At 36.8% G+C, this 25,309-nt stretch carries 22 protein-coding genes, 1 tRNA gene and 1 pseudogene; 14 read left to right on the top strand and 10 right to left on the bottom strand.

The features are described 5' to 3' along the window. Positions 1–39: 39 nt before the first annotated feature. Entirely contained in the window at positions 40–261 is a 222-nt protein-coding gene (locus AAH582_RS20125) for a hypothetical protein (RefSeq protein WP_343319981.1), read from the bottom strand. Between the two features lie 53 nt (positions 262–314). Beyond that, positions 315–446, bottom strand: coding sequence for a hypothetical protein (locus AAH582_RS20130; RefSeq protein WP_343319983.1), 132 nt, complete (start codon positions 444–446; stop codon positions 315–317). A 449-nt stretch (positions 447–895) separates the two neighbouring features. Between AAH582_RS20130 and AAH582_RS20135 the strand changes: the two genes are divergently transcribed. The 7 genes from AAH582_RS20135 (at position 896) to AAH582_RS20165 (ending at position 8,301) form a co-directional block, all read left to right on the top strand. After that, positions 896–1,390, top strand: coding sequence for a hypothetical protein (locus AAH582_RS20135; RefSeq protein WP_343319985.1), 495 nt, complete (start codon positions 896–898; stop codon positions 1,388–1,390). A 291-nt stretch (positions 1,391–1,681) separates the two neighbouring features. Continuing rightward, positions 1,682–2,290, top strand: coding sequence for a bacteriocin fulvocin C-related protein (locus AAH582_RS20140; RefSeq protein ID WP_343319988.1), 609 nt, complete (start codon positions 1,682–1,684; stop codon positions 2,288–2,290). A gap of 49 nt (positions 2,291–2,339) precedes the next feature. After that, complete coding sequence (locus AAH582_RS20145) at positions 2,340–2,753, top strand: DUF1573 domain-containing protein (RefSeq protein ID WP_343319990.1); 414 nt, start codon at positions 2,340–2,342, stop codon at positions 2,751–2,753. Positions 2,754–3,389: 636 nt separating this feature from the next. Next, positions 3,390–4,640 (top strand): O-antigen ligase family protein, encoded by a 1,251-nt coding sequence (locus tag AAH582_RS20150; RefSeq protein WP_343322369.1) that lies wholly within the window; start codon positions 3,390–3,392, stop codon positions 4,638–4,640. Between the two features lie 370 nt (positions 4,641–5,010). Next, positions 5,011–5,688: an ABC transporter ATP-binding protein gene (locus AAH582_RS20155; RefSeq protein WP_343319992.1), complete on the top strand. Its 678-nt coding sequence runs from the start codon at positions 5,011–5,013 to the stop codon at positions 5,686–5,688. Between the two features lie 251 nt (positions 5,689–5,939). Beyond that, the gene (locus AAH582_RS20160; RefSeq protein WP_343319995.1) at positions 5,940–7,703 is read left to right on the top strand and encodes a hypothetical protein; all 1,764 of its coding nucleotides are present in this window, start codon (positions 5,940–5,942) and stop codon (positions 7,701–7,703) included. 265 nt (positions 7,704–7,968) lie between these two features. Continuing rightward, positions 7,969–8,301, top strand: a complete 333-nt coding sequence (locus AAH582_RS20165; protein ID WP_343319999.1) for a DNA-directed RNA polymerase subunit alpha C-terminal domain-containing protein — start codon at positions 7,969–7,971, stop codon at positions 8,299–8,301. 80 nt (positions 8,302–8,381) lie between these two features. On the opposite strand, the pseudogene AAH582_RS20170 reads toward AAH582_RS20165, so the two are convergent. The 4 genes and pseudogenes from AAH582_RS20170 to AAH582_RS20185 all read right to left on the bottom strand — a co-directional run. Then, positions 8,382–8,636: pseudogene (locus tag AAH582_RS20170) on the bottom strand (IS66 family transposase); the annotation flags it as partial. Positions 8,637–8,977: 341 nt separating this feature from the next. Further along, a complete protein-coding gene (chrA, locus tag AAH582_RS20175; RefSeq protein WP_343320002.1) occupies positions 8,978–10,306 on the bottom strand; it encodes a chromate efflux transporter in 1,329 nt (442 codons plus the stop codon). Between the two features lie 201 nt (positions 10,307–10,507). Then, positions 10,508–11,029 carry an OmpA family protein gene (locus AAH582_RS20180; RefSeq protein WP_046671760.1) on the bottom strand — a complete coding sequence of 174 codons (522 nt, stop codon included), beginning with the start codon at positions 11,027–11,029 and terminating at the stop codon, positions 10,508–10,510. 97 nt (positions 11,030–11,126) lie between these two features. Then, positions 11,127–13,313 carry a glucoamylase family protein gene (locus AAH582_RS20185; RefSeq protein WP_343320005.1) on the bottom strand — a complete coding sequence of 729 codons (2,187 nt, stop codon included), beginning with the start codon at positions 13,311–13,313 and terminating at the stop codon, positions 11,127–11,129. Positions 13,314–13,473: 160 nt separating this feature from the next. Between AAH582_RS20185 and AAH582_RS20190 the strand changes: the two genes are divergently transcribed. Both AAH582_RS20190 and AAH582_RS20195 read left to right on the top strand, forming a co-directional pair. Further along, complete coding sequence (locus tag AAH582_RS20190) at positions 13,474–14,427, top strand: acetyl-CoA carboxylase carboxyltransferase subunit alpha (RefSeq protein WP_046671762.1); 954 nt, start codon at positions 13,474–13,476, stop codon at positions 14,425–14,427. 266 nt (positions 14,428–14,693) lie between these two features. Beyond that, positions 14,694–14,766: transfer RNA gene (locus tag AAH582_RS20195), tRNA-Lys, on the top strand. A 736-nt stretch (positions 14,767–15,502) separates the two neighbouring features. On the opposite strand, the gene AAH582_RS20200 is transcribed toward AAH582_RS20195, so the two are convergent. Beyond that, positions 15,503–17,605 (bottom strand): alpha-L-fucosidase, encoded by a 2,103-nt coding sequence (locus tag AAH582_RS20200; RefSeq protein WP_343320011.1) that lies wholly within the window; start codon positions 17,603–17,605, stop codon positions 15,503–15,505. 383 nt (positions 17,606–17,988) lie between these two features. On the opposite strand from AAH582_RS20200, the gene AAH582_RS20205 reads away from it, so the two are divergent. The 4 genes from AAH582_RS20205 (at position 17,989) to AAH582_RS20220 (ending at position 20,745) form a co-directional block, all read left to right on the top strand. Further along, on the top strand, positions 17,989–18,441 hold the full coding sequence (locus AAH582_RS20205; protein ID WP_046671763.1) for an SRPBCC domain-containing protein: 453 nt from the start codon (positions 17,989–17,991) through the stop codon (positions 18,439–18,441). A 92-nt stretch (positions 18,442–18,533) separates the two neighbouring features. Further along, positions 18,534–18,962: a DUF1801 domain-containing protein gene (locus AAH582_RS20210; RefSeq protein ID WP_343320016.1), complete on the top strand. Its 429-nt coding sequence runs from the start codon at positions 18,534–18,536 to the stop codon at positions 18,960–18,962. 8 nt (positions 18,963–18,970) lie between these two features. Further along, the gene (locus AAH582_RS20215; protein ID WP_343320019.1) at positions 18,971–19,900 is read left to right on the top strand and encodes a DUF1801 domain-containing protein; all 930 of its coding nucleotides are present in this window, start codon (positions 18,971–18,973) and stop codon (positions 19,898–19,900) included. A 23-nt stretch (positions 19,901–19,923) separates the two neighbouring features. Continuing rightward, on the top strand, positions 19,924–20,745 hold the full coding sequence (locus AAH582_RS20220) for a VOC family protein (RefSeq protein ID WP_343320023.1): 822 nt from the start codon (positions 19,924–19,926) through the stop codon (positions 20,743–20,745). Between the two features lie 77 nt (positions 20,746–20,822). Here the strand turns inward: AAH582_RS20220 and AAH582_RS20225 are convergent, their stop codons facing one another. After that, complete coding sequence (locus AAH582_RS20225) at positions 20,823–21,242, bottom strand: SufE family protein (RefSeq protein WP_046671766.1); 420 nt, start codon at positions 21,240–21,242, stop codon at positions 20,823–20,825. A gap of 12 nt (positions 21,243–21,254) precedes the next feature. Then, positions 21,255–22,478, bottom strand: a complete 1,224-nt coding sequence (locus AAH582_RS20230; RefSeq protein ID WP_343320030.1) for a cysteine desulfurase — start codon at positions 22,476–22,478, stop codon at positions 21,255–21,257. Between the two features lie 189 nt (positions 22,479–22,667). Here AAH582_RS20230 and AAH582_RS20235 point away from each other — a divergent pair, with 189 nt between their 5' ends. Continuing rightward, positions 22,668–23,660: an acyl-ACP desaturase gene (locus AAH582_RS20235; RefSeq protein ID WP_046671768.1), complete on the top strand. Its 993-nt coding sequence runs from the start codon at positions 22,668–22,670 to the stop codon at positions 23,658–23,660. 78 nt (positions 23,661–23,738) lie between these two features. On the opposite strand, the gene AAH582_RS20240 is transcribed toward AAH582_RS20235, so the two are convergent. Further along, on the bottom strand, positions 23,739–25,268 hold the full coding sequence (locus tag AAH582_RS20240) for a peptide MFS transporter (protein ID WP_046671769.1): 1,530 nt from the start codon (positions 25,266–25,268) through the stop codon (positions 23,739–23,741). Positions 25,269–25,309 lie beyond the last annotated feature (41 nt).

Genomic DNA, 25,309 nt, shown 5'->3' on the forward strand with positions numbered 1-25,309 from the left:
CGTTATAACGCAAAATGCCTCGCATACTCTTCCCAATTTTTATCCGTGCAACCATCTGTCTGCTAGTTGTGATACGATGGTCAAAAGCCGTATGATTTCAGGTTCCAATTGGGCATATATTTTAGCAGTTTTGTTTTCATGGTATTGCCTTTCCTTAGCCGATTTGGCAATGTGATATTTGTGAGTCTGCTGATTGATATTGACACCTATGCTTTTGATTTCCTTACGGATCATGGACAGTTCTTCCATAATTGGGTTCATGGTCCTATCCTTTACAATGAAATTGATTTTCCTGTTCTCAAGAATATCACGGACTATCTGTCCAACGGACTTTGCCCCACTACCTGCTGTAACTTGACCAGCTTTTCGAAAAGGGCTTTGTTCAGCCTTACAATAATGGGATCGGTTAATACATCTTCTTGATTTTTGATTTGTTTACGTGACATGTTCCTCCTTTTCTTCTGTCTTCCAGAATTTGCGAGTTCCGAGCAAATTCCCTGGCCTCAAGGACGGCAAAGAGTTTTTCGGATACGGGCGCAGCCGTATACGAAAATACATCTTTGCTGCCCACACGTGTGGGCCAGAATGCTCCTAAGAAAAAGTGCCCGTAGCAACTTTTTGGAACTCAGTTTTTAATTATTTACAGAAGCAAATTTGGAAGGTAAATATGGGTTCCTTTGACAAGGTATCGGGGAGTTGTTAAAGATTATTTTCCGATTATTTATCCCTTTAGTTTTAATATATTTGGCGAATATCAACCCTATTTAAAATCCTGTATGGCGAAAAACCAAACTTTGATAAGTCCTAAAAATATTCTGTATCTGATTGGCAAGCACTAGATCTGGACAATAATCTAAACGATTGGGAAAAAGCAATAGCTATCTTCGAAGATCGAATGAATGGAAGATATTTTGATCAAATTGCTGTACTTGAAAAACCAGGTGCAAGCAACTCCAATACATTTTCCGGATTTGCAATTATGGCCATAGACTGCATGATCATAGAGACATTACAACAGTTCTATCACGGAATAGATAAAACTCCGCAAAGCCAAAGCATAAGATCATTTCATAATTTTTTTCGTCGATCTCCAAAATTAAATTCATTTTTTACGAATTACCCAAAATCAAAGATTTTTTATAAGCAAATAAGATGTGGATTATTGCATCAAGCACAGACTAAGAACAGATCAGTAATACATATAAGAAAAGAACCTGTACTAGCATGGATAGATGATACAGACTTCAATCAGGGCATTTCTATTCAACGGAAGCATTTTCATCAGGAGATCTTATCAGTTTTTAAGAAATATTGCTCGGATCTCAGAAATCCAAATGAGATTGGTTTACGTGCAAAATTTAGAACTAAAATGGGCTTTATTGTAAAATAGGGCTATTTAACTTTTTAATAGATAAATATCCTTTACATCTTTTCTTAGTACCGAGACTACTTTTCATTCAAAATTATTACATAAGAAACTATCTAATTTCAGCCATTTTACTTTCATGTAATGATTACCACTTATTGATTAATAAAAAAAAGGCTTTTACAAAAAAAAGATTGTAAACAAGTTGATATTGATAATTTAACATCACAATACATCAAAATAATTGTAGTATTTAATATATCATTTAATAATTTTTGTTTAAACAAATTTCATTATTAATTTTTAAATACAATTATGAACAAATTATCTTTATTTACTTTGCTTTCATGTTGCATATTATTTCTTGGTTCATGCAGCAAAGAAAGCCAGTCCATTCAAACCACTGATGAAAGTAACTCAAACCTAACTAAAGCTATGATGTCCTTAAAAACATCGGATGCAAGAAAGGCAAGTTTTGCTGACCAATTATCCAATGAAGAGAAAATTTCATTCGTTGAAAATAGGTTAAATTCAGTTATATTGGAATTAGAGCTTGATGAGAACCAAATTCATTTGATAAATGAACTAAAACCATTTCTAAAACCAGAATTATATATTAGAGGAAGTAAGCTAAATCAAGATGCTATTGAATTTACCATACGATGGGGCGAAAGGGCTATTAAACTATTTTCAAAAGAGCAACTAGCTTACATATTCTCTTTTAAAACATTTGATGAATTTAAACAAGCAGCGACGAATGTTAATATTAAAAGCACAACAAGAGCTGGTGTAGAAGATTGTGACTGTTCAACCCAAAGCGATTGGTGTAGTGCAGGTACTGAATGTGGAGGACCTGCATGTGGTTTCCAAAGTTATGCTTGTGGTACACTATATCTATGGCATTGTGATGGTCTTTGTACATAATTTTAGCCTTTTACTAGGCTAATCATCTAACAAATAAAAATTTTACTTTATGGAATCACCTTCATTATTAAAAAAACACAGTAGAATATTAGGTAGCACTTATCTGATCATGATTTTTCTTTCAATTATTTCTTGCAAGTCTAATGCCGATATTAAATTTTTAGCAGAAGATCTTCAAATCGGTAATATCAAAATAGGAGAAAGTAAAGAAATCATTACTCAATTGACAAATATAGGAAACGATACTCTTTTAATTGAAAACGTTTCTGCTGGTTGTCATTGTACAAATGTAATTATTAATAGAAAGAAAGTGTCACCTGGAGAAAAAGCAGATATTAATCTTACTTTGAAAGCAGGTAAAGACATGAAAGACAATGATAAAATAAATGTTCCAATAGTTATTAGGAGCAATACTAAAAACAAATTCGACGAATTCTACATTAGCGGAACAGCAAGAATGTAAATATTAAATAGACATTAAGTTAGTTTTAAAGCTTTTTTCATTTCTGCCATTTAGCCTATTGGAACAAGGAACGAAATACATCATGTTCATAATATGAATACGTCTAGATCAAAAAATACAATAATTCTAACAATTATACTCTCTTTAATAAGTGTATTTATTCCATCCCTTATTGCGAGTGCTAATTTGCCTGATGGATTATTTTGGTCAAAGGATCTTCTTTTTATGTTAGTAAGTTCGTTAATATTTCTATTAATTGGTAAGATTCTTATCTTCGGCCAAGATGCTAATATTCAAGTTAATTATGTAGACATTTTAGTTATACTTTATTTTCTTTATCGCTCTCTTAATAGCTTTTTTCAATTCCCAATTGAAGGTTACCCGAAGAGCATTCTTATAAATGCTTCAATTATCTATTGTTATATAGGCATTAGAGTTGGATTTCGGTATCATACAATTTCAATTAAGATATTTAGATTTATGGTTTTGACCGTATTTATTGCTCAGGTGATTTATGGCCTATTACAATATTTCAAACTTTTTCCTTCCTTTCATTTTTATTTTCCCGTGACAGGTGCATTTTTCAATCCCGCGCCATATAGTCTATTACTTACGATGTGTCTGCCATTCTCTATTATGTATACACTATTTTATAGAAAAAAGTCAATATTTGCTTTCATTTTTTTAGTAATTATCCAATTATTTGCAGTTTTCTTAATTTTCATATGCTTTTCGAGAGGAACCTGGATAAGTCTATTACTTTCCACAATCATTTTTCTAATTGTGCGATATAGGAAAACACATCGGCCAATTATTAAAAAGGTTTTGGTACCGTTTTTAATACTAATAATTCCTATAGGCATTCATCTCTATAACTTAAAACCTGTTTCGGCAAACGGAAGAATATTAATTTGGAAAATTTCATCTGGTATAATTAAAGACAATCCTCTATTCGGAATAGGAGAAGGGAATTTTGCATATAGTTTTTTAAACCATCAACATGAATACTTTCAATCATTGGAGAATATCAAAAGGTATGGATCGATTATTAGTGATATTCGTTTTGCATTTAATGATATACTTCATTTATTGGTGGAGGATGGCATATTAGGTCTATCCATTTTTCTTCTACTATTATTCATTGTTACTAAAATGCTTTACTCAATTATTAAAAGCTCCATAGATCCAAAAAAAAGAACTTTTGCATTTGAACTTCTTTTAATGCTTTGTATTTTAATCTTAGGCGGATTAACATCTTACCCACTTTCACTTATCCCCTTTAAAGCAATAATAGTTGCGATTTTTGCGCTTACAGTGAATACGTATCTTTCAACAGTCAGTAATAATGCTATTTCAACTTTAACAAAAAATAAGACTCTATTATTATCAACAATCTCTATATTAACATCAATCATTCTTATTTTTAATGTCCAAAGAACGTATTGTGCCTTGATTAGTTGGAGAGATTCGGTAGTTTATTCTGATCACCTACAACTAGCTAAATTAAGGGAGTTAACTTCAGTTCTTAGTAATGATGGTTATTTTTTATACTATATTGGCACTCGCTATTTGCAAAATAAAGATTACGTCAAAGCAATAAACTATTTCAAAAAAGCAAAATTACTCTATCCTCATAAGGATGTCTATTTACAACTAGCGAATGCCAATATTAAAATGAATGATATCCGAGCTGCTGAATTAGAGTATAAATTTTTATTAAGTTCATTCCCAAATGAAATTGATTTCTATTCAGCAATAGCTCATTTTTATAATGAGTCTAAAGAATACAAGGCTTTAGAAAAAATAAAAGAGAGAGTACAATTATTAACTCCAAAAGGGAATGCGATCCCATTCGAAAGAAAAAGAAAAGAGATTATTAATCTCTAAATATTGTGATCTGAGATAGTTTTTTCTGACTATACATCAAATCTGACTAACATAATATTAAAAAGATGAAAGTTAAACCATATTATTATTTTATAAGAAAAATTATTTGGATTAATTGTAGTCTTTCACTTTTATTTGGTGCTTTGGCCACAGGTTTAGTTGAATATGTTAGGTTCCCGCTTTTAACGGCATTTTCTTTTTTCTTTGCAACCTTTGGTTACGCCATAACAATCCTAATTTTTCATTTCTTCGGAGAACGCACAAAATATTTATATTTCAATCTAGGAATTTCCCTTATCCGTTTATACCTAATAGGTTTCATATTTAATATTATTTTGTTAATGGTCTTTTACTTAATTGCTAATATACTATGGATGTTAAAGAGTTATATGTAGATTCAGTTCAATTCAGTTATCATAAAAACCAACAAAATATCAATGGGGCCTACTTGAAATGCCATACAGGGGATATTATTGCCCTGCTTGGAAGAAATGGCAGTGGAAAATCCACGTTCTTGAAGATTATATTTGGGTCTTTAGAAGCCAAATTTAGTTATATACTAATCAATGGGAAAAGGACTAAAAAAGCTTATTTAACAGGAAAAATTGGTTATTTACCCCAATCTTCTTTCCTTCCTACTGAAGAGAAAGTAAAAAACTTAATCGGCCTTTTAGTCGATAACAAAGAGATTAAAAAAGAGCTTATGGCGGATAAACGTATACAATCGCTGGAGGACAAAAAGGTTTATCAATTATCTGGTGGGGAACTGCGTTATCTCGAAGTTTGGCTGTTAATATCTCAACCTACCGACTTTTTGCTTTTAGACGAGCCCTTTACCGGTATTGAGCCAATTTACATGGTTTTTATTACAGAATTGATAGAACGCTTCAAGAAAACGAAAGGATTTATCATATCGGACCATAATTACTCTCACTTATTAAATATTGCAACACAGATCATCTTATTGCAAAATGGCTGCTGTCAACAAATTCATGATAAGAAAGATCTTGAGTTTTTTTATGTCCCATATGGAACTTTTGATGTATGATTGAGTCTCAGCAGTCTGATTTGACCTGAACTATCGCTACCAAACAGGGATATAATCGTAATTATTGGATAATCAAAAAAATTTAAATTATTAAGCTACATAAATTATATAGACAAAAGGTTTTTATAGTAGAGCATTACAACTATTTATAATATTTTTTAGTAAAGATGAAACTTATCCTTAATATAATATTTTCTTTTTTTGTTGTCGTTTCAAGCTGTTCAAGATCGAAAATTTTAAACAATATCGATATGAACTCATTAAGCAAAGATTCAGATTCGTTAATACGAATAAACAACTGGATGATTATAGCCCCATTTTTACCAGATAGTACCTTTCCCACCTTACAGAGGATTGATGAGGATTTAATTCAGCAGTATGGCTATCCTGAAAATAAAATTTTGAATATAGAGGATTTTAATTTATTGGGAAGAAAGGTATCAGGGACAGATTCTTCCAAGTTTTTTAAACCTATAAACATTTCATCTCATATACTTGATTTAGAGGAAACAATAGATATATCCCCCCCTATGACCGCTTATTTGGCTACAACAATTAACAGTATAAGTGATTGCCAAGTTGCTCTAAACATTAGTGCATATCAAAGTGCTAAATTTTGGTTAAATGGAGTAGAGATTTATAATATAGAATGGAAAAGAGGCCGAAATTTTTATAGGGAAGATTTTTTACCAGTTACATTAAAAAAGGGGGAAAATTTTCTGTTAGTCAAACTCTCGGTATCAGACAAAAAATACATTCCTCCTCAATGGAAATTTGAAGTTGATATTTCAAATCTAGAAACATCAAAAAAAATTTTTGCTGATAGTTATGTTAAATATTTCCTCAGAAGGAGCTTGGTTGACAAAGGTCATACTTTAAAACTCTATACTGGACCATTTAGTAATGATAAAACTAAATTTAAAATTCTTAGTTCGAAAGATGACTCTTTAAAGATTACTGGTGAGTCATCTGTTGACCGAAAAAATGGTAATATGACGATCGATCTATCCAAATACAGATTACCATCAGGCCTCTACACGTGTGAAATGCTCGTAGACAAAAGAAAGTTTTCACAAGATTTTTTTATTGGAAATATTGATCATTATCTGGATAGCTTAAAACAAATGTATGCTGGAATCGAGAACTGTTCTGTGGAACAGCGATTAAATATTGATGGTATCATTCGAAGACTTTATATGGATGTAAGAAGAGACAGTAATGATTTTGATGACCAAGTTGAATATTGGAATCGTCTAAGGGTTCCAGGCTTAATACAATTGGAAAAGGCAATTGCCAATGCAAAATCTGGTAATAGCTCATTTTCCCCATTTTTTTTAAAAAGCTACTACTCAAATTTTTGGCAAGGATATAATTATTATTCAGTTCATGTACCTAAAGAAGTATCTAATACGAAAAAATCACCTGTTTTTATTTTACTTATAGATTCGGAGACCGAAACTCGAAATTGGGAAGCGCATTACAGGAATACTTTATCAAGATGGTTATTGGATACAGAATCAATTGCGGATGAATTGGGCTTTATAGCAGTGTGGACAGATTGTGGTGGAAGGATTGATCTAAAGCATAAATTGGAGCTATTCAAAGAAATATTAGCTAACGTAGAAAAAGATTATCCCACAGATCCTGAAAAAATATTTATAATTGGAAATTGTGCATCCACTAATTTCTCACTTCAAACTTTACAAAAGTTTCCAGGAATTATTGCAGGGGGTGGATTGATAAATCCAAACAATGTCAATTCAACATATTTTGATTTACATCCTAATAAAGTAAATCATAAATTGACAATGGTTTATGCAACAAATGATGAAGAAATAAATAGAGAAGTTAGCTTTGAGGTATATAACAAACTCAAAAACATTGATCCTTTTGCAACAATATATACGGATCGGTTTTCATCTCATGGGAATGCTCCAAGTGATTATACGAAACCTTTATATGTCGACTTATTATCAAGACAAAACAAACAGCTAGAGAAAAGCTATATAAAATAGATTAAAAAGATCCAAACAGTTGACTTTTTTTACCGTAGGTATCATATTTATTTTAGCCAAATAAACATTTTAAATTTCATTTTCCATTTCTGAAATAGGTGATTTACCAATCCTTAAAAACGAAATGTCGAGGAAATATAATAGTTGGTAGAAGAAATTTCTGAAAATGGTACAAAAATCTGAAATTATGCAAAAATTTATCAGGACGTATAAAAAAACAAACTGCTACATTTAAACAATTCTTTACAAATAACCATCAATTCCGATGAAAGAGCTTGAAATAGATATTTTCATTAATGGAAAAAAACAAAGGATTGACCTTGGCTCAATGGATCTTGATTCGCTAACCAGACTATCCATGAAGCTAAGGCTGCTATTGCAAGACAATGATTTCATATTGTCCCATATCAGGGGTGCAGATCTCTGGGAATTGAAAGGTAAGCTAGGGAACAGGACAATAAATATTCTCTATAAGAACGGTATAAGTACTGTCGCAGCTCTTTCTTCAAGTTCCTTTAACGAGCTTGCCCTATTTCAAAGAATTGGCAGAAAAGCGCTTGCAGAAATTAGGATACTGGTGGCTGAGATCGGTAAGTAGCCTTAATGCTTCTGGTGGTACCAGATGTCACTTGCTTATAGGCCCCGTGCATATCTGCCCTTTCGTATCCGGCCTATGAACTACATACCTTCTGATTTCTTGAAGTTTTGGGGATAAAGCTCGTTTAGTTTTTTATGGTTTATGGAAGCTATATTCTGCAGGGCATATTTTATCCACTGAAAAGGATTTATCTTGTGTTTTTTACAGATAGCAAAAAAAGAATATATCATTGCAGCCCGCTGTGCTGCCTCATGGCTTCCTGCAAAAAGGTAGTTTTTACGGCCTAGCGCGACAGGACGAATAGCATTTTCCACAAGATTATTATCAATAAGCAGATTATGAAGACTTACTAATTCCCTACATATTTATATAATATAAATATGTAGACAAATTAAAAAAAGTAGTTGAATAAGCTATACATGTACATTAACAAATGCTCGAAAAAAAATTATCTCAATTGCCATGCATAACTATATTATACCACTAATTTCGGTTAAAATTTCTTCTAGGTGTTCTAGTAGATTCCCATGTTCCGTACAAGAAAGCTCATCTAACGATGAGCTTTTCTTGTTTATGCACGTGTGTAATCTCTAATAGCTATATCAAATTCACTGAACTCCCTTCAATCTTTAATAAACTTGCTTGCGTCGCTCATCAGTCGATGGACATTTTTATTTTATCGCCATAAAAATAAGAGAAAGCCGTAGGCCAAACTTAACAGTATAAGTTTCAACATGCCTATTTTATAGTTGAATAAAAGAAAAAGTGAAAATAGCAACCAGACCAAAGCCATCGGCTCAATGGCATACCAAGAACTGACCCTACTTGGAAAAAGAATTCCTAACCCTAAATAACAAGCTAAATTAACGATTACACCAACGACCGATGCAGTTACTAAAGACAGAATAAATTGTATACATGCATTTTTTTGGGTCCGTTCGATCAGTGGTGCTCCAACAAAAATCAAGGCAAAGTTTGGCAAAAAGGTAAAATATGCTGTAGCGATCAAACCTAGTGCTGCCATGGAATAGGACTGATGAAAATGATTGAAGCCTGCCATGAAACCAACATAGGCCAAAACGACCACTAAAGGCCCCGGAGTTGTCTCTGCAAGCGCAAATCCATCTATCATCTGACTCTTGGAAAGCCAAAACAATTTCTCTGTCACAAGGGCCGCAACATAGGGAATGACTGTATAAGAACCTCCAATCGTCAAATAAGCAGACTTTGTAAACAAAAAAGAAAGTGTCTTCCAAAATTCCGTATCGATGGTAAAAAACAGTAAAATGGACAGCGGAATCAACCATAAGAAGAAAAACAGCAGAACCTGAAGAGAAATATGACGGTAAGATATGGAGGGCCGTTTTTCGAGCGTATTGATATAATAAGCCGATTCGAGCTGCTTATCTTCCTTTTCATGATGGGCATTTATTTTGGAAGTTTTTGACAAGATTGCATAGCGTAGTAGACCGAAAGCGATCACCCCCACAATAATCCAGGGCATTGGAACCTCAGCAAAATACGATAGCAGAAAGGCAGCCAATGCGACCATATAATGCCATATGCTGACAAGAGATTTCTGCCCCACCCGAAAGGTTGCAAATATAATGATCGCTAGAACTGCAGGTTTTAAACCCGAAAATAAAGCAATAAGCAAGGCTTTGTTGCCATAGTGTGCATATAGTGCACTGAGTCCAAATATAATGAGAAGTGAAGGAACAATAAAAAATAGTCCCGCCAACACACCTCCTTTTAATCCGTGCAGCTTCCATCCTAAATAGATCGTCAATTGGTGCGCTTCAGGTCCCGGCAACAACATACAGGCATTGAGAGCCTGAAAAAACTTCCTGTTGCTTACCCATCTTTTCTTTTCGACCAAAAAATCGTGCATAATGGTCACATGACCAGTTGTTCCACCAAAACTTATCCAACCTAAAACAAACCAAAACCACATGGCTTCCCGAAAAATTGGCTGCTGTCTATGATCTTCGTCTTCTACATTCATCTTTTTCAACGCTATTTCTCTTAGACTCGTACTTTATCGAAAACAATCTCCACGGCGCGAGCCTCATTCCGATATCTCCTGTTTAAATTATCTCGTTTGGGGAGCCCCTATACAACGATTTAAAACCGCGATATAACTGCATAAAAAAAGCGGGATATCTTAAATACCACGCTTTTTTATATTAAAAATTGGTCTGATAAACTATTTTTTATCTAAAATAGTAACTTCCACTCTTCTATTTTTTTGACGTCCTTCCGGAGTTTTATTATCGCCAACTGGATTTGACTGACCGAAACCTTTTGCCGTGATGCGCGATTCAGCAACACCTGAATCTACTAAGAACTTCTTAACAGAAGCTGCTCTTTTATCGGAAAGCCACTGATTATACTCAACAGTACCCGTAGCATCAGTATACCCATCAACTTTAATCTTATTATTACTTTCTTTCAAGATCAACGCTAATTTACTAACTTCAGTTTTTGCCTTCTCAGATAGGTAAGAAGAGTTTGTTGGAAACAATAAATCGGACGATATACTAAACTTAATCCCCTCATCAGTTCTTTTCGCATCATTAAAATCCTTCTTTACATTTTTCAAACCATCATCAGTTCCATCTTTTGTTACAACAGCACCCGGATTGACTACAATAGCTTGTTGTTTACAGGAAAATAACGATAAACTTGCACATAAGGTTAAAATCCCCAAATTAATTTTTCTAAGCATGTCGTTTCTAACGTATTTAATATCGATTTAAGCAAGTAAATATAGCGAAAAAAGTCCAATATAACATCCCTTCTACGCCATAACTAACGTAACAAATCTATTTCTTGGTATATACTTTTTCTAAAGTCTTTTTTACCTCAGGAATATTCTCATACAATTTCCAGATCATGCCTGAATTTGCATTCTCGATCATTACGGCAATCGTTGCCTGATTCCTCGCACGATAGCTTTCAGAAACATCGTTGTTTTTAATATCAATCCAGCTTCTGAAACCATATTGCGTGAACAACACATCGGCGTATTCTTCGTAAAACTTACGTAATGCTTTTAGACCGATCTCCTTTTCAAATGGGTAGGCTGCAATAGCTATCGCAGGATTCACCAAATATCGCTGATACGTATCTTCCACATTTTCGACGCCCCAAATATCTGTAAATCGCGTCCCTATGCTCATTTCATTATCTCTACGTTTATAGGCCAAAATATAATTCGACAAATATTTCTTGTAATCGACAAAGTCATCCACTTTTCCTTTCGGATCCATAATCAAAAAGGGACGATAAACAGCCATTAACGATTCATTTAAACTACCGCCGGCAATATTCTTGGCAAAAATAACTTTATCGTCGGAGTAGATCGAAACTCCGGCATTTCCAGTGTCGCCAATTAAAGGGTTTGCACTTATTGAACGCGCCAAAGAATCATCTAATTTCATTTTGAGTTCAGGAGCCAAATCATTGAAGTCATCCCCAAAATACAATTCGTTACCTTTATGTTTGGTTGCAAATCCGTTGATATAAGCTGAAATCGCTAAAGGGTGGGTAGGTGAAGACATCGCCAACAAGTAAGTACCCAGACTCTCGTTAAATCCCCCCAAAGGCCTCGATCTAGCTGTACTGTCTACTGGAGACCACTTATTCCAAAGTACATCAGGATTCTGTGCGTCCGTAAAATAATTCCAGTTTATGCGTTCCCAGAGCTTCGTAATAGTATTCCTCAAGGCCTGTTCCTCAGGATCCTCTTTAGAAAAATATTGTCGGGCGATCAGAAGCGATTCCATAATATGGGAGGTACCGCGCAAATCGTACGTTGGAACTGAATCGCGATAATAAGGTACCCCTGAACGGCCATCGTAAAGCGCTGTAAAGACCCCTTGATGTTGTTGTGCACTACTCAAAAATTTCACAATCCGTGTTAACCTGACCAAAAGAGCTTGTCGCGAGATCAAGTTGTTCTCTCCTGCCACGAGCAAACCCAAGATCGCATAGCCGGTTTCATTTGTTGATACAATAGCCTGTCTATTGCCTCGATCAGGTAGAAACATACCACTATTCACATCATAGTTGTCTATAAAATAATTCACATGAGCATTTCGGATAAAATTCAACATCTCTTTATCCGTCCCCTTTTTTGTCTGTACCTCCCTAACCTCAGAAAATGGAGATTCAACATAATTATAATCTACCCAGGCTATTTTGTAATAATAAGATTTATTATATTCATTCACCCTATCCAGCGACTTCTGTACATAGATGGGTAAAATTGCTATCGGCTGAAAATTGAGTTTATCTTCCGAACGGTAGATTTTCACATAGCGGATACTTGGTGTCAGCGGCAATTGCCAAACCAGCTCAACTTGTTTATCTACGAAACTGATCTTCGATAAGATAGCTGCTGATGAAAGTCTTACCTTTGGATAGTTTTTGGGCAAAAACTCAATTTGATCGATAAATAATTGATTTGTCTGCAGGGCAGTTCCATTCTGTTCAAGTATTAAAGCCGAAACAGACTTCCCTAATGAAATTCCTCCAAATTTATTGACTGGAATGGAAACATTAAGCCAGGTATCATAAGCAAAATCATCGATATAATTTGCGATATCCACAGCATTTGTCTTCGTGTCGTTTTGTTGTAAGGTAACTTTTGGCAATTGTCCCTTTTCAGTATTGCTTTGAATAAAAAGCTTAAAAGTTAGATGATCATCCTTGGCAATTAAATAGGGAAATTTCTGTTTGTCGTTTAAAATACTTGCCTCCCATTTACCATTAGGAGAAGAAACGTACCGCAAAGAAAGCGAATTGCCTGGCGTAAAAAACAAACTATCGGAAACCGGAAGGCTATAGCTCACGTTTTGAATCCATGATTCACCGGTATAATGAGTGATACTCTTCGCATAACTCCCGTTGATAACACTATTGTCAAATAAAACCTCAGGATAACTTTCTGACCGAACAAGAGTAGGTAAGATCAGTAACAAAAGAAAGTAAAAATATTTTTTCAGCATAAGTCAACATTTTTCACAGGCCTACAATCAAAAACTAAGCCACCAGTACGATTATAACGCAAATGTAACAAAGGAATTCCAATGATATTATCCTCCCTAATTTTAATTTCAGAAAAAATGCGCTAAATTAGCCCTCTGAATATTTTCATAAAATAGATATATGAAAACCACGTTTGATTTTGAAAAGCCAATTGCAGACTTGCAATTGCAAATTGAAAAGGTAACTCAAGTTGCCGAAAAGACTCAAGTTGACATGAGCGCAACCGTTCGTGAGCTTGAAGAAAAGCTTGCTTCTACTGAAAAAGAAATATACGGCAATTTAACAGGTTGGCAGAACGTTCAAATGTCACGCCATCCAGATCGCCCTCAGACTTATGATTATATAGAAGCTATCTGCGACGAATTTATCGAGTTGCATGGTGATAGAACCGTTAAGGATGATAAAGCGATCGTCGGCGGTATGGCTTCTATCGATGGTAATGCCGTTATGATCATCGGTCATCAAAAAGGTAAAAACACCAAAGAGCGTCAATATCACAATTTTGGAATGGCCAATCCTGAAGGCTACCGAAAGGCATTACGCTTAATGAAAATGGCGGAAAAGTTCAATAAGCCTGTGATCACTCTAATTGATACGATGGGTGCTTATCCAGGACTTGAAGCTGAGGAACGCGGACAGGGTGAAGCGATTGCGCGCAACCTCATGGAAATGGCTGTATTGAAAGTTCCGATCATCTGCGTTGTTATCGGTGAAGGAGCTTCAGGTGGAGCTTTGGGTATTGGTGTTGGAAACAGAGTTTACATGATGGAACATACCTGGTATTCGGTCATATCACCTGAATCTTGTTCCTCCATCCTATGGAGAAGCTGGGATCACAAAGAAAAAGCCGCTGAGGCATTAAAATTGACTTCAGAAGACATGTTGGGCAACGGATTGATTGATGGTATTATCCCTGAACCGCTAGGCGGTGCTCACCAGGATCCTGCGGCAGCAGCGGCTAATCTAAAAAGCCAGTTGCTGAAAGATCTTGCAGAATTGACGGCTAAAGATAGCGATACATTAGTTACTGAAAGAATTGATAAGTTTAGCAAAATGGGTGTGGTAACTGAATAATGTATCAATACAACCCTACAGCATAAAAAAAGTCAGCAATTAGCTGACTTTTTTTATGGCCATTCTACCTTAAAACACGAATCCTCGTTCTAAAAAACTGCTTCTATACTGACCCAACTTATCCGCAAGTGTTTTAAAAGGCTTTTTAAATAAAAAATAATTCAGTAATTTTTAAATAGTTACAATTTTTATCAACAAAAAAGATAAAAACATTTTGCACAAATAACTTATTTTTCTACCTTTGCATCACTTTCAAAAACAGAAAGGATTCCGTAGCTCAGCTGGTAGAGCAATACACTTTTAATGTATGGGTCCTGGGTTCGAATCCCAGCGGGATCACAAAAAGAAAAGCTAATCGTAAGATTAGCTTTTTTTGTTTAGGAATATCAGGATTTGAAGGAAGTGTCGGTAGGGTTTGATCGGAATATGTTAATCTACAATCCAAAATGTTCTATTATTCCACAATAACGATCGTTCGTTACCTAAGCGCGGTCCTTTTCTTTTTTAATTTTTAGCTTCAACAAATTAGGATCAAGTAGGGACGAAGTTCGTTCTTATCACAATGATTGTTCAGTGCTTGTTCAGTGATCGTTCAGTGCTTGCTCAGTGATGGTTCAGTATAAACTGAATAATGACTGACTAATTACTGTCTAAAAACTGATTGTAAATTGTTTTTAGCTTTAGGCTGGTATTAGGAAATTTCAGTTTTAATATTTATCTCTATCATCTTATCATCAAGAAATTGTGGCAATTACCAAAAATTGATCTTCTCAAGGGTCCACCATCAGCAACTTTTGAAAAGCCATCCCGAACTGAGGCAACCAATTATCGGCAATCGAGAAACCATGCCCTACTTTGGGCAGGCTGACCAATTGAACATTTTATATCCCTTTAAGGAAATCTGCCGTTGCGTTAAAGGGACAGGTCTGATCTTTTACACCATTAAGTACCCAAAACGGAGCGGCCAATTTTTCGCTACGATCCAGGTAATAACTTTTTCCAGGCTTTAAGATATGGGAAGATAATCCACTGCCCTTACAGAGTGGTTTGGCAATATTGATATCTGGACAGAAGCCTAAGGCAATCCCCCCGCGAAAAGTACCTGCCGAGGCTTGGGCAATCGAGCCATAGGCCAGCGTTGCCCATAAGAGTAGCCTGCCAATATGGGTTTCTGATAGCTTTCAAACTTATATTTCTTTTGGATTGCCATGCTGAGCTGCTCGAAATCTGCAGCAGGATAATAACAATCCTTTTTTGATCGTGCCATTGAGGCAGCATAGTGATCCGGAAGCAATATGACTTCCAAAAACTTCACCATTTCTGCTCCCGCTATAGTATGGGCACGTAATTCAATGATTTGCTTGCCCTTTAGCAATGCCACCGTACCTAATTCAAGCTGATTTTCACGCAAACCAACGGAAGAAGACGCATCTATTGTAAAATCAATATTCTTCCCCCCTAAATTCAAGCTCAGTTTCCCTCCTGTACCTACAATATCTTTCACATACCGTATAGCCACCTTGAAGCGTCCGCCATTTAACACATGGGTGTCCCATCTTAACCCTTGACTTAACCTAGTCCAGCCCGTCACATAATAGCGATTCTTTTTACCGTCCCCAAACTTCATCGGATTCCCGATCTGTTTTGCATAAAAGGTCAGTAGCCGATTTTTATTGACATTATGATCCACATACATTAAATTAGGATTTATTGGATTAGCTATGCTATCCTTCAATTGCACCACTACTACCAGGTCATCCTCCTCAGAAGCAATTTGATCTATAGGAATATGCAGTCCATTTTTGTCGGACCTATATTTTCCGATAGTTTCTCCCGACAATAACGAAACCGAATTAACCTTAGCAATCAATCCGCCGACAATCAGATCATTCCGTTGAGGGCGCTCAAACACGTGTAAATACAGGGTATTTTTACGCTGAGTAATGACTCCCCAGGGCTGACGGGGTAAGCGAGATGGTGCTACATCAATGACACTTTCACTATTCCCCCGCATCCACCGACCTAATCCCTTTAAAATAGCGACATCAGCGCTGTCGATGCTTCCGTCACCCTTGGGGCCAATATTCATTAGAATATTCCCCCCCATGGCCTTAGCCTTCGCTAAGAGTTTGATAAAATGCGCTGTCGGTTTATGGCTCTTATCAGTCGACGAATAACCATAGGATTCATTTGTAGTTGGTATGGCCTCCCAATAAGCGCCAGAAGCAACTGGATAATATTCCTCAGGTCGATCTGCCGTATTCAGGTAATCGCCGTAATTCTTTTCCTCAGTACGTGCCAATCGACCATTGACTATGATATTCGGATCAGCTGTTCGAATAGCCTTTAAAATTCTCAGGTTTTCAGACAGTGGCAATTTATGCGGTGTATCAAACCATAACAAATCCGGATGATAGCGCTGAATAAGTTCATCAATCTGTGGAATCGCCTTTTGATCTACGTAATGCCGAGCCTTTGTCAACCATTCAGGATGTTTGTCAAACCAATTTGTGCCGCCCAACAATTTATCTCCGCCTGGATTACTGTAATCCCAGTCATTACCGGGAGCATCCGGATGCTCCCAGTCAAAAGCATGCGAATAATAGAAGCCAAACAAAAGTCCATGTCTATGGCAGGCAGCTGCTAATTCCGCCAATGGGTCGCTTTTAAATGCAGTGCTTGACAATGAGTAGTCACTTGAAAATGCAGAAGGAAACATCGCAAAGCCATCATGGTGCTTAGCCGTAATAATAAAATATTTCATCCCTGCATTTTTTGCCAACAATACCCATTCCTCCGCATTAAACTTTAGGGGATTAAATCGACGTGCTGAATCAAGATACTCACTACGTGGGATTTTCATCACACGCATTAAATGCTCCGCATAGCCCCCTCCCGGCCTCCCTTTCCAAATATTTCCATATTGGGAATAAACACCCCAATGAACAAACATACCAAATGAGGCTGCCCTCCATTTTTCCAGGCGTTGTTCACGAGTTAATGCGGCTTGTTTCCACCAACCCGTTTCCGCCTCAACAATCGCATTTTTATCACGTGCTGTCGCATCATTAAACATATTTGAAGCCTCATTGCCTTCATTTACATTTTTAGTCTGTGCGCTCGAAAAAAAAACGCCTAAAGAAAACATAAAAAGAAAAAAACACTTGATTTTAAACATAACGTTGGTTTTATGAAGACGGCAAATACAACCTGAAAGATTTCAGACGGATACCCTTTCTAAATTTATTGGATTATAGTTCCTCGAGACCTAACGGAAGGAATGCAGGATCAATTTTAACTATAGTCAAAAATACGCCAAAACTACATTTTATAAGTGTACAATTCGTTCATTTTAGGGGAAATATTGATCCGGGTCCCCAAAATGAAAACCTATTCTTCAATAAGGTGTTTATATAATCTATACATCTTATAATAAATAAACAGTGATTTGGACAATTAGATTGGTCCATGGTCACAAAAAGATCTTTTTCAATATTTTTAACGTAACCAGATACAAGCTATCAGTATTTATTGAATATTTGTCTAAAACTTTAAATTAATATGGAAAAACTAACCGCCAAAGCCAGCATCCAAATTCAGAAACCAATCAACGAAGTTTTTGAGGCTATTGTAGATCCCAATAAAATGAATCACTATTTTATAAAATCTTCGACTGGACGTCTAGAGACAGATAAAACGGTAGAATGGACATTTCCAGAATTTCCTGACAGTTTTCCCGTGACAGGAAAAATCATCAGCCGCAATTCATATATCTCTTTTGACTGGAGTGGGGGGCTTCCCAATCAACTGGTAGAAATCGCACTATCCACATTCGGAGAAAACGCGACTGTCATAAAGATTACAGAACACGAGATGAACAATGATGCAGATGGAATTTTAATAATGATGAGACAAACAGAGGGTTGGGCCAACTTTTTAGCTTGCATGAAAGCGTATCTAGAATATGATATCAATTTGAGAACTGGGGCTTTCGATTTTATGTTCCAAAAATAGTTCTCTCTAAAAATAGCTGCTCATCGAATTACTTCAAATACAATATATTCAATTAAGGTTATCCGAATATCCGTCAAAGACAACAACTATATATGGCAAAAAATAAAACGGCATATACCGAAGCATCTGTCCAAGACTTTATAAAAACAGTTGACGACCCACAAAAACAAATCGATAGTACAACACTGATCCAATTAATGGAAACCACAACGGGTGAGCCAGCTAGAATGTACGGACCAACTATCATCGGATTTGGAAACTATCATTATACCTATGCAAGTGGGCACGAAGGCTATGCTCCTTTGATCGCATTTAGCCCCCGAAAATCAGCAATCTCCCTTTATGTATTTACCGGTGCCGATGAGCATCGACATTTAGTCGATCAGCTCGGGAAATTTAAAATAGGCAAAGCCTGCATATACATCAAGAGATTAAGCGACATTAATATAGAAATACTCCATCAGCTTATGTCCGAAACGATACAGTTTATTGAAAATAAGTATACGAGAATCAAAGAATAACACAAATTATGACAAAGAGCATCGCAACAATAGACGAATATATCAATCAATTTGATGGGGAGAAAAAAGAATATCTGCTCAAGGTGAGACAGCTTATCGCTGGCCTAGTCCCTCCTTCTGCCGATGAAACCATCTCCTATCAAATGCCTACCTTCAGATACAAGGGCAATATCATCCATTTTGCGATGAATAAAAACCATTTGGGCCTCTATCCAGGACCTGCTGCTATAGAGCACTTCGCTGCAGAACTCAAAAATTTTAAAACCACAAAAGGCGCGATACAAATTCCCTTGGATCAACCGATTCCAACTAAAATAATAACCGATATAGTCAACTTCAATATTGATAAGCTTAAAGACAAACAAGGCCCTAATTGGTACCAAAGCCGAGGGAACTGGCAGGAGGCTGAAGAACTCATGCAGCAAATCATCCAGCAAACTTCCTTAAAAAAGGAATTCAAATGGGGGAGCCATATCTATACCCATAAAGGGAAAAATGTCATCGGTTGGGGTGGTTTTAAAAATTTCTTTTCCCTCTGGTTTTATAATGGTGTATTCTTAGTCGATCGGGATAAACATCTCATCAGTGCCTCCGAAGGAAAAACTAAAGCCTTACGCCAATGGCGTTTTGAAGATGCCAACGCGATGGACCCCGAAAAGATTAAAGCTTATATTCAGGAATCTATCCAGACAATCGATGAAGGCAAGGAAATTAAACCTACAAAGACTCCTGCGAAGGCCCCTGCTGGTCTATTACTCGAAGCTCTGCAGGCAGATCCGACCTTTGGGGAAAGTTTCCAGGCTTTAACACCGGGAAGGCGGAAAGAATATATCGAGTACATTGATGAGGCGAAGCAAGAAAAAACGAAACAATCACGTATTGAAAAAATTAAACCGTTGGTCCTCGCTAAAAAGGGCTTAAACGACAAATACAAATAGGTGAATGCTAAAACAAAAAAAAGATGAATAATTCAATTATCCCATCCATTTGGTTCGATCAAAACGCACAGGAAGCCTTTGATCTTTACGCTGGTACCTTCCCCGGCAGCCATATTAGCAACAGCTCTCCCATCGTGGTTGAAGCTGTCCTAAATGGCGTGAAATTTATTGGAATAAATGGAGGTCCTATATTCAAACCCAACCCATCCATATCATTTATGGTCATTTGCGAAAGCAAAGAGGAAGTTGATCGTATCTGGGATTCACTTGCTGTGGACAGCAACACTTTAATGCCTTTAAACTCCTACCCTTGGAGCCCTTATTACGGATGGTTGGCCGACAAGTTTGGCGTCAATTGGCAATTATACCTCGGTAAACTGAGCGATACTAACCAACAGGCAATTGTACCGACGCTAATGTATTGCGGAGAACAACAAGGAAATTGCGAACAAGCGTTAGCATTTTATGCGGAATTATTTCAGGATTTCCGAAGCAATGGGGTCATGAAATACACCGAAGGTGAATATATCGGATCAATCCAACATACCCAATTTATAGTCCGGGATTTTACACTCATGGCAATGGATAGCGGAGTTCCCCAAATGTTCACCTTTAGCGAAGGTATTTCACTCACCATCCTCTGTAAAGATCAAAAGGAAATCGATTATTTCTGGAATAATATCACGAAGAAAGGTAAAGAGAGCATGTGTGGCTGGTGCCAAGACGAATTCGGTGTAAGCTGGCAGATCGTACCCGAACAAATTGCAACATTATTACAGCGACCGGGGGCAAATGAAGCGCTCATGAGAATGAAAAAGATCATTATTCAGGAGCTCATTGGATAATTTCAAAATAAATCTCAAGCTTAGGGGAACAGCTATTTAAAATAGTATTAAGAAAAAGGGGATGAATAATCCCCTTTTTATGCTTTTACTTGCAATGCCAATGCGTATAATTTCATTTGCTTAATCATGGATAGCAAACCATTTGCCCGGGTTGGTGACAAATGTTCTTTCAGTCCTATTTGATCTACAAAATATAAATCGGCATCAACGATCTCCTTGGCGGAATGTCCAGATAGCACTTTAACCATCAAACTGACCAAGCCTTTGGTGATAATCGCATCGCTATCTGCCGTAAAATACACTTTTCCATCCTTTATTTCTGGGAAAAGCCATACTTTGGACTGACAGCCTTTGATGATATATTCATCTGTTTTGTATTGTTCATCAATTAGAGGCACTTCTTTTCCCAGCTGGATGATGTACTCATATTTTTCCATCCAATCCGTAAAGAAAGCAAAATCCTCAATTAATTCATCCTGTATTTCATTAATGGTCATACCTATTTTTTATTAAACCAACATATTGACCGCGCGTTGGATCCCTGCGACCAAAATATCTATTTCCTCTTTTGTATTATATACGGCTAAAGAAGCACGAATAGTCCCTGGGATGCCGAACCTATCCATGACAGGCTGGGCACAATGGTGACCTGTACGCACAGCAATACCTAATTTATCCAAGATCACACCAACGTCATAAGGATGCGTGCCATCAATGACAAATGAAATAACGGAACATTTCTGCTCGGCCGTTCCAATAAAACGCATGCCCGGAATTTCAGCCAACTTCTCCGTAGCGTACTGCAACAAATCATGTTCGTAGGCCTCGATATTTTCCAGACCTATTGAATTAATATAATCGATGGCCTCATTCAAACAGATACCGGCTTCAATATTAGGCGTGCCGGCCTCAAATTTAAAAGGCAATTCATTATAGGTCGTTTTTTCAAAAGTAACCTCTTTAATCATATCTCCACCACCTTGATAAGGTGGCATCGCGTTCAATAAGTCCTCTTTACCATATAACACACCCACACCTGTAGGGCCATACATTTTATGTCCGGAAAATACCAGAAAATCTACGTCAAGCTTTTGAACATCAATCTGTATATGTTGAACAGCCTGTGCAGCATCAACTAAAACAACAGCACCATGTCCATGAGCTATAGAAATCATTTCACGCACAGGATTGATTGTCCCAAGGGAGTTTGAAACATAGGTTACAGCAACTAATTTGGTTTTCTCATTAAACAAATTGCTGTAGGCATCCATATCAAGCTCACCTTTATCATTCATCGGAATGACCCGAATTTTACAGCCCTTTTCATCACAGAGCATCTGCCAAGGCACAATATTGGAATGGTGTTCCATGGCTGAGATAATAATCTCATCACCTTCGTGAATAAAAGCTCTACCATAACAAGTTGCAATAAGATTAATCCCCTCCGTCGTCCCTTTGGTGATTATGATTTCCTTATCGTCCGCGGCATGGATGAAAGCTTGCACTTTTCTTCGAGTTACCTCAAAAGCGTCTGTCGATATCTGACTGAGATAATGTACGCCCCGATGCACATTACTATTCATATCTGCATAATAATGTACAATCGAATTGATAACAGAACTCGGTTTCTGTGTTGTCGCGCCGTTATCCAAATAAACCAGTGGTTTACCATTCACCTCTCTTTTCAGAATTGGGAAATCGGCACGTATTTTATCTATATTAAATTTTTCCAACGTCGTCTAAATAATTTATACAAAGTTAATAGTATTTTATCGAATACAGGACGGTCAATCTGTTTTTTATGTCATTATCAATGTCGCTTTTCTAAGGTATTCTCAGCCAAAAAAGTAATTTCTGGCATTTTAAACAATTATAGTTAGCTTTTATAATTTATTGATGCTATTTAGTACCTTTGTAATGATATGCAAGAATTACCTCTAAATTTACCAGAAGGCTCACGTAAAGAAGTGATGACCTATTTGGAACCGTTCATGCTCAATGAGATGAGCGAATACCTGAAGCCTGTTGAAGAGATGTGGCAACCTGCCGATTTTCTTCCAGATTCTTCTAGGGACACTTTTTTTGAGGAAGTAAAAGAGTTGCAGGAAAGTGCAAAAGAGCTCTCTTATGATTTGGTCGCAGTATTGGTTGGAGACACCATCACCGAAGAGGCCCTTCCAACGTACGAGTCATGGTTGACCATGGTAGAAGACGTTGACAAAAACGAGCAAGGTGGATGGATGAAATGGGTACGCGCTTGGACGGCTGAAGAAAACCGTCACGGTGACCTATTGAACAAATACCTTTATTTGTCGGGTAGAATAGACATGCGCCAATTTGAAATGTCTACACAATATCTTATTCAAGATGGTTTTGATATTGGTACTGGTGCAGACCCTTACCGAAATTTTATTTATACTTCATTTCAGGAATTAGCGACTAACGTTTCCCATCGTCGTGTATCTGGGCTTTCCAAAAAAAGCGGCGATAAACTTTTAGCAAAAATGTGTGGGGTCATCGCATCTGATGAAGCACGTCATGCCAAAGCCTATATGTCTTTTATTTCAAAAGCAATCACTGTAGACCCGAGTGAAGTCATGGTTGCATTTGAGGATATGATGCGTAAAAAAATCGTTATGCCGGCCCAATTCTTAAGAGAAGCAGGCGAACCCCAAGGAGAAGCATTTGCACATTTCTCGGACGCAGCCCAACGATTGGGAGTATATACTGCTTTGGACTACGTCGATATCTTGAAAGAGCTGAACAGTGAATGGAAAATAGATCAAGTCACTGGTCTGAATGATAAAGGAGAGAAAGCGAGAGATTATCTCCTAAAACTGCCAGATCGTTTGGCTAGACTGGCTGATCGGATGAAGGTTCCAGAAAAAGATTATAAATTCAAATGGATTTATTAATATAAAAAAAGCTTGATTTAATAATCAAGCTTTTTTTATATCGAAAGAATAACCTTACTATGTTAAAATTGTTAACGCTTATTTCACGTTCCCCATCAACTTACGCACAACTGGCGACAAGGCGATAAGCACCACACCGGCAATCAAAGAATATAAGCCCAATTGTTTATAACTCTCCGTATAAGTCACCAGTTTATCCGCCAATGAACTTCCTTCCTTAGCTTCGGCCATACTAGCACCAATCAAACCTGCTACATATTGACCGTAAGCACTCGCCAAGAACCACATGCCCATCATGATACCTTGCAATCTCGCCGGAGACAGTTTCGTCATAATGGAAAGACCAATTGGTGATAGACAAAGCTCCCCAACGGTAATAACCAGCAGTGCAAGGGTAAAGACGTCCAATGAGGTCATACCATCGTGAGCAAATAATCGCGTAGCAAATAGGACATAATAACCTAATCCCAGGAAAACAAAACCAAGGCCAAATTTAATAATGGTATTTGGCTCAAGTTTACGTTTGCCCAGCCAAATCCAAAAAAGACCAAAAAGAGGTGCTAATGCAATAATAAATAATGCTCCACCTGAATTGTTAACGCCATTTGGATCGAGCGTCATAACGCCCAATAAGGAGTCATTCAAATGCTTAGCAGCAAAGATGCTTAAGGAACCGCCACTTTGCTCATATATTCCCCAAAAAATAATCGAGAAAAGGATAAACACCAGCGCGGCAATTAATTTATTCCGCTCTTCAGCAGTCACTTTAGACATTTCATAAAAAAGATATAACAGCGTCAATGGGCCGATTGTATACATAAAATAGTCTGTATACTGCGTTTTTGATACCATGACCTGAATAATCGGGATAAAAATCAAGGTAGCAATATAAACCGCATATTCTACCCATTTCGGTAATGCTTTCGTCTTTACTATGGCTTCAGGATCCCCAGGCTGAAGTCCTATTGGTCCTAAATGCCTTTTGGTAAAGTGAAAATTCACTAAACTAACCAACATCCCTACCGCCGCCAAACCAAAAGCAACATTCCAACGATGTCCCTCAGAAATAATTGACGTCAACATATACCCCTTACCGATCGCAACACAGATATACCCGCCTAAGAATGCACCTAAATTTATTCCCGCATAAAACAAGGAAAAACCGCCATCACGACGAACATCTCCTTTTTTATACAGTTCGCCGACCATTGTCGATATATTAGGTTTAAAAAAGCCGGTACCTATAATGATAAATGATAAACCAAAAAAGAAATATTCATGTGGATCTGCTGCAAGAAATAAGCTTCCTACGATCATCAATAAGCCACCCCAAAATAAAGACTTTCTAAAACCAAGAATCTTGTCTGCAAACAGCCCACCAATGAATGTAAACGCATAAACAAATGCCTGCGTCGCTCCATACTGTAAATTGGCATCCTTTTCAGCAAAGTTGAGTTGTGTGATCATAAAGAACACCAACATACCGCGCATACCATAGAAACAGAATCTTTCCCACATCTCGGAAAAAAACAAACTCCAGATTTGCTTTGGGTACTTTCCCTCAAAATTTTGAATCTCTTCTAGCGATTCCCTTGTACTAACCTCCATACTAATTTATATTAATCAAAAAAGCTTCTTTCGTAAAAGAA

Source organism: Sphingobacterium multivorum (assembly GCF_039511225.1).
Taxonomy (GTDB): Bacteria; Bacteroidota; Bacteroidia; order Sphingobacteriales; family Sphingobacteriaceae; genus Sphingobacterium.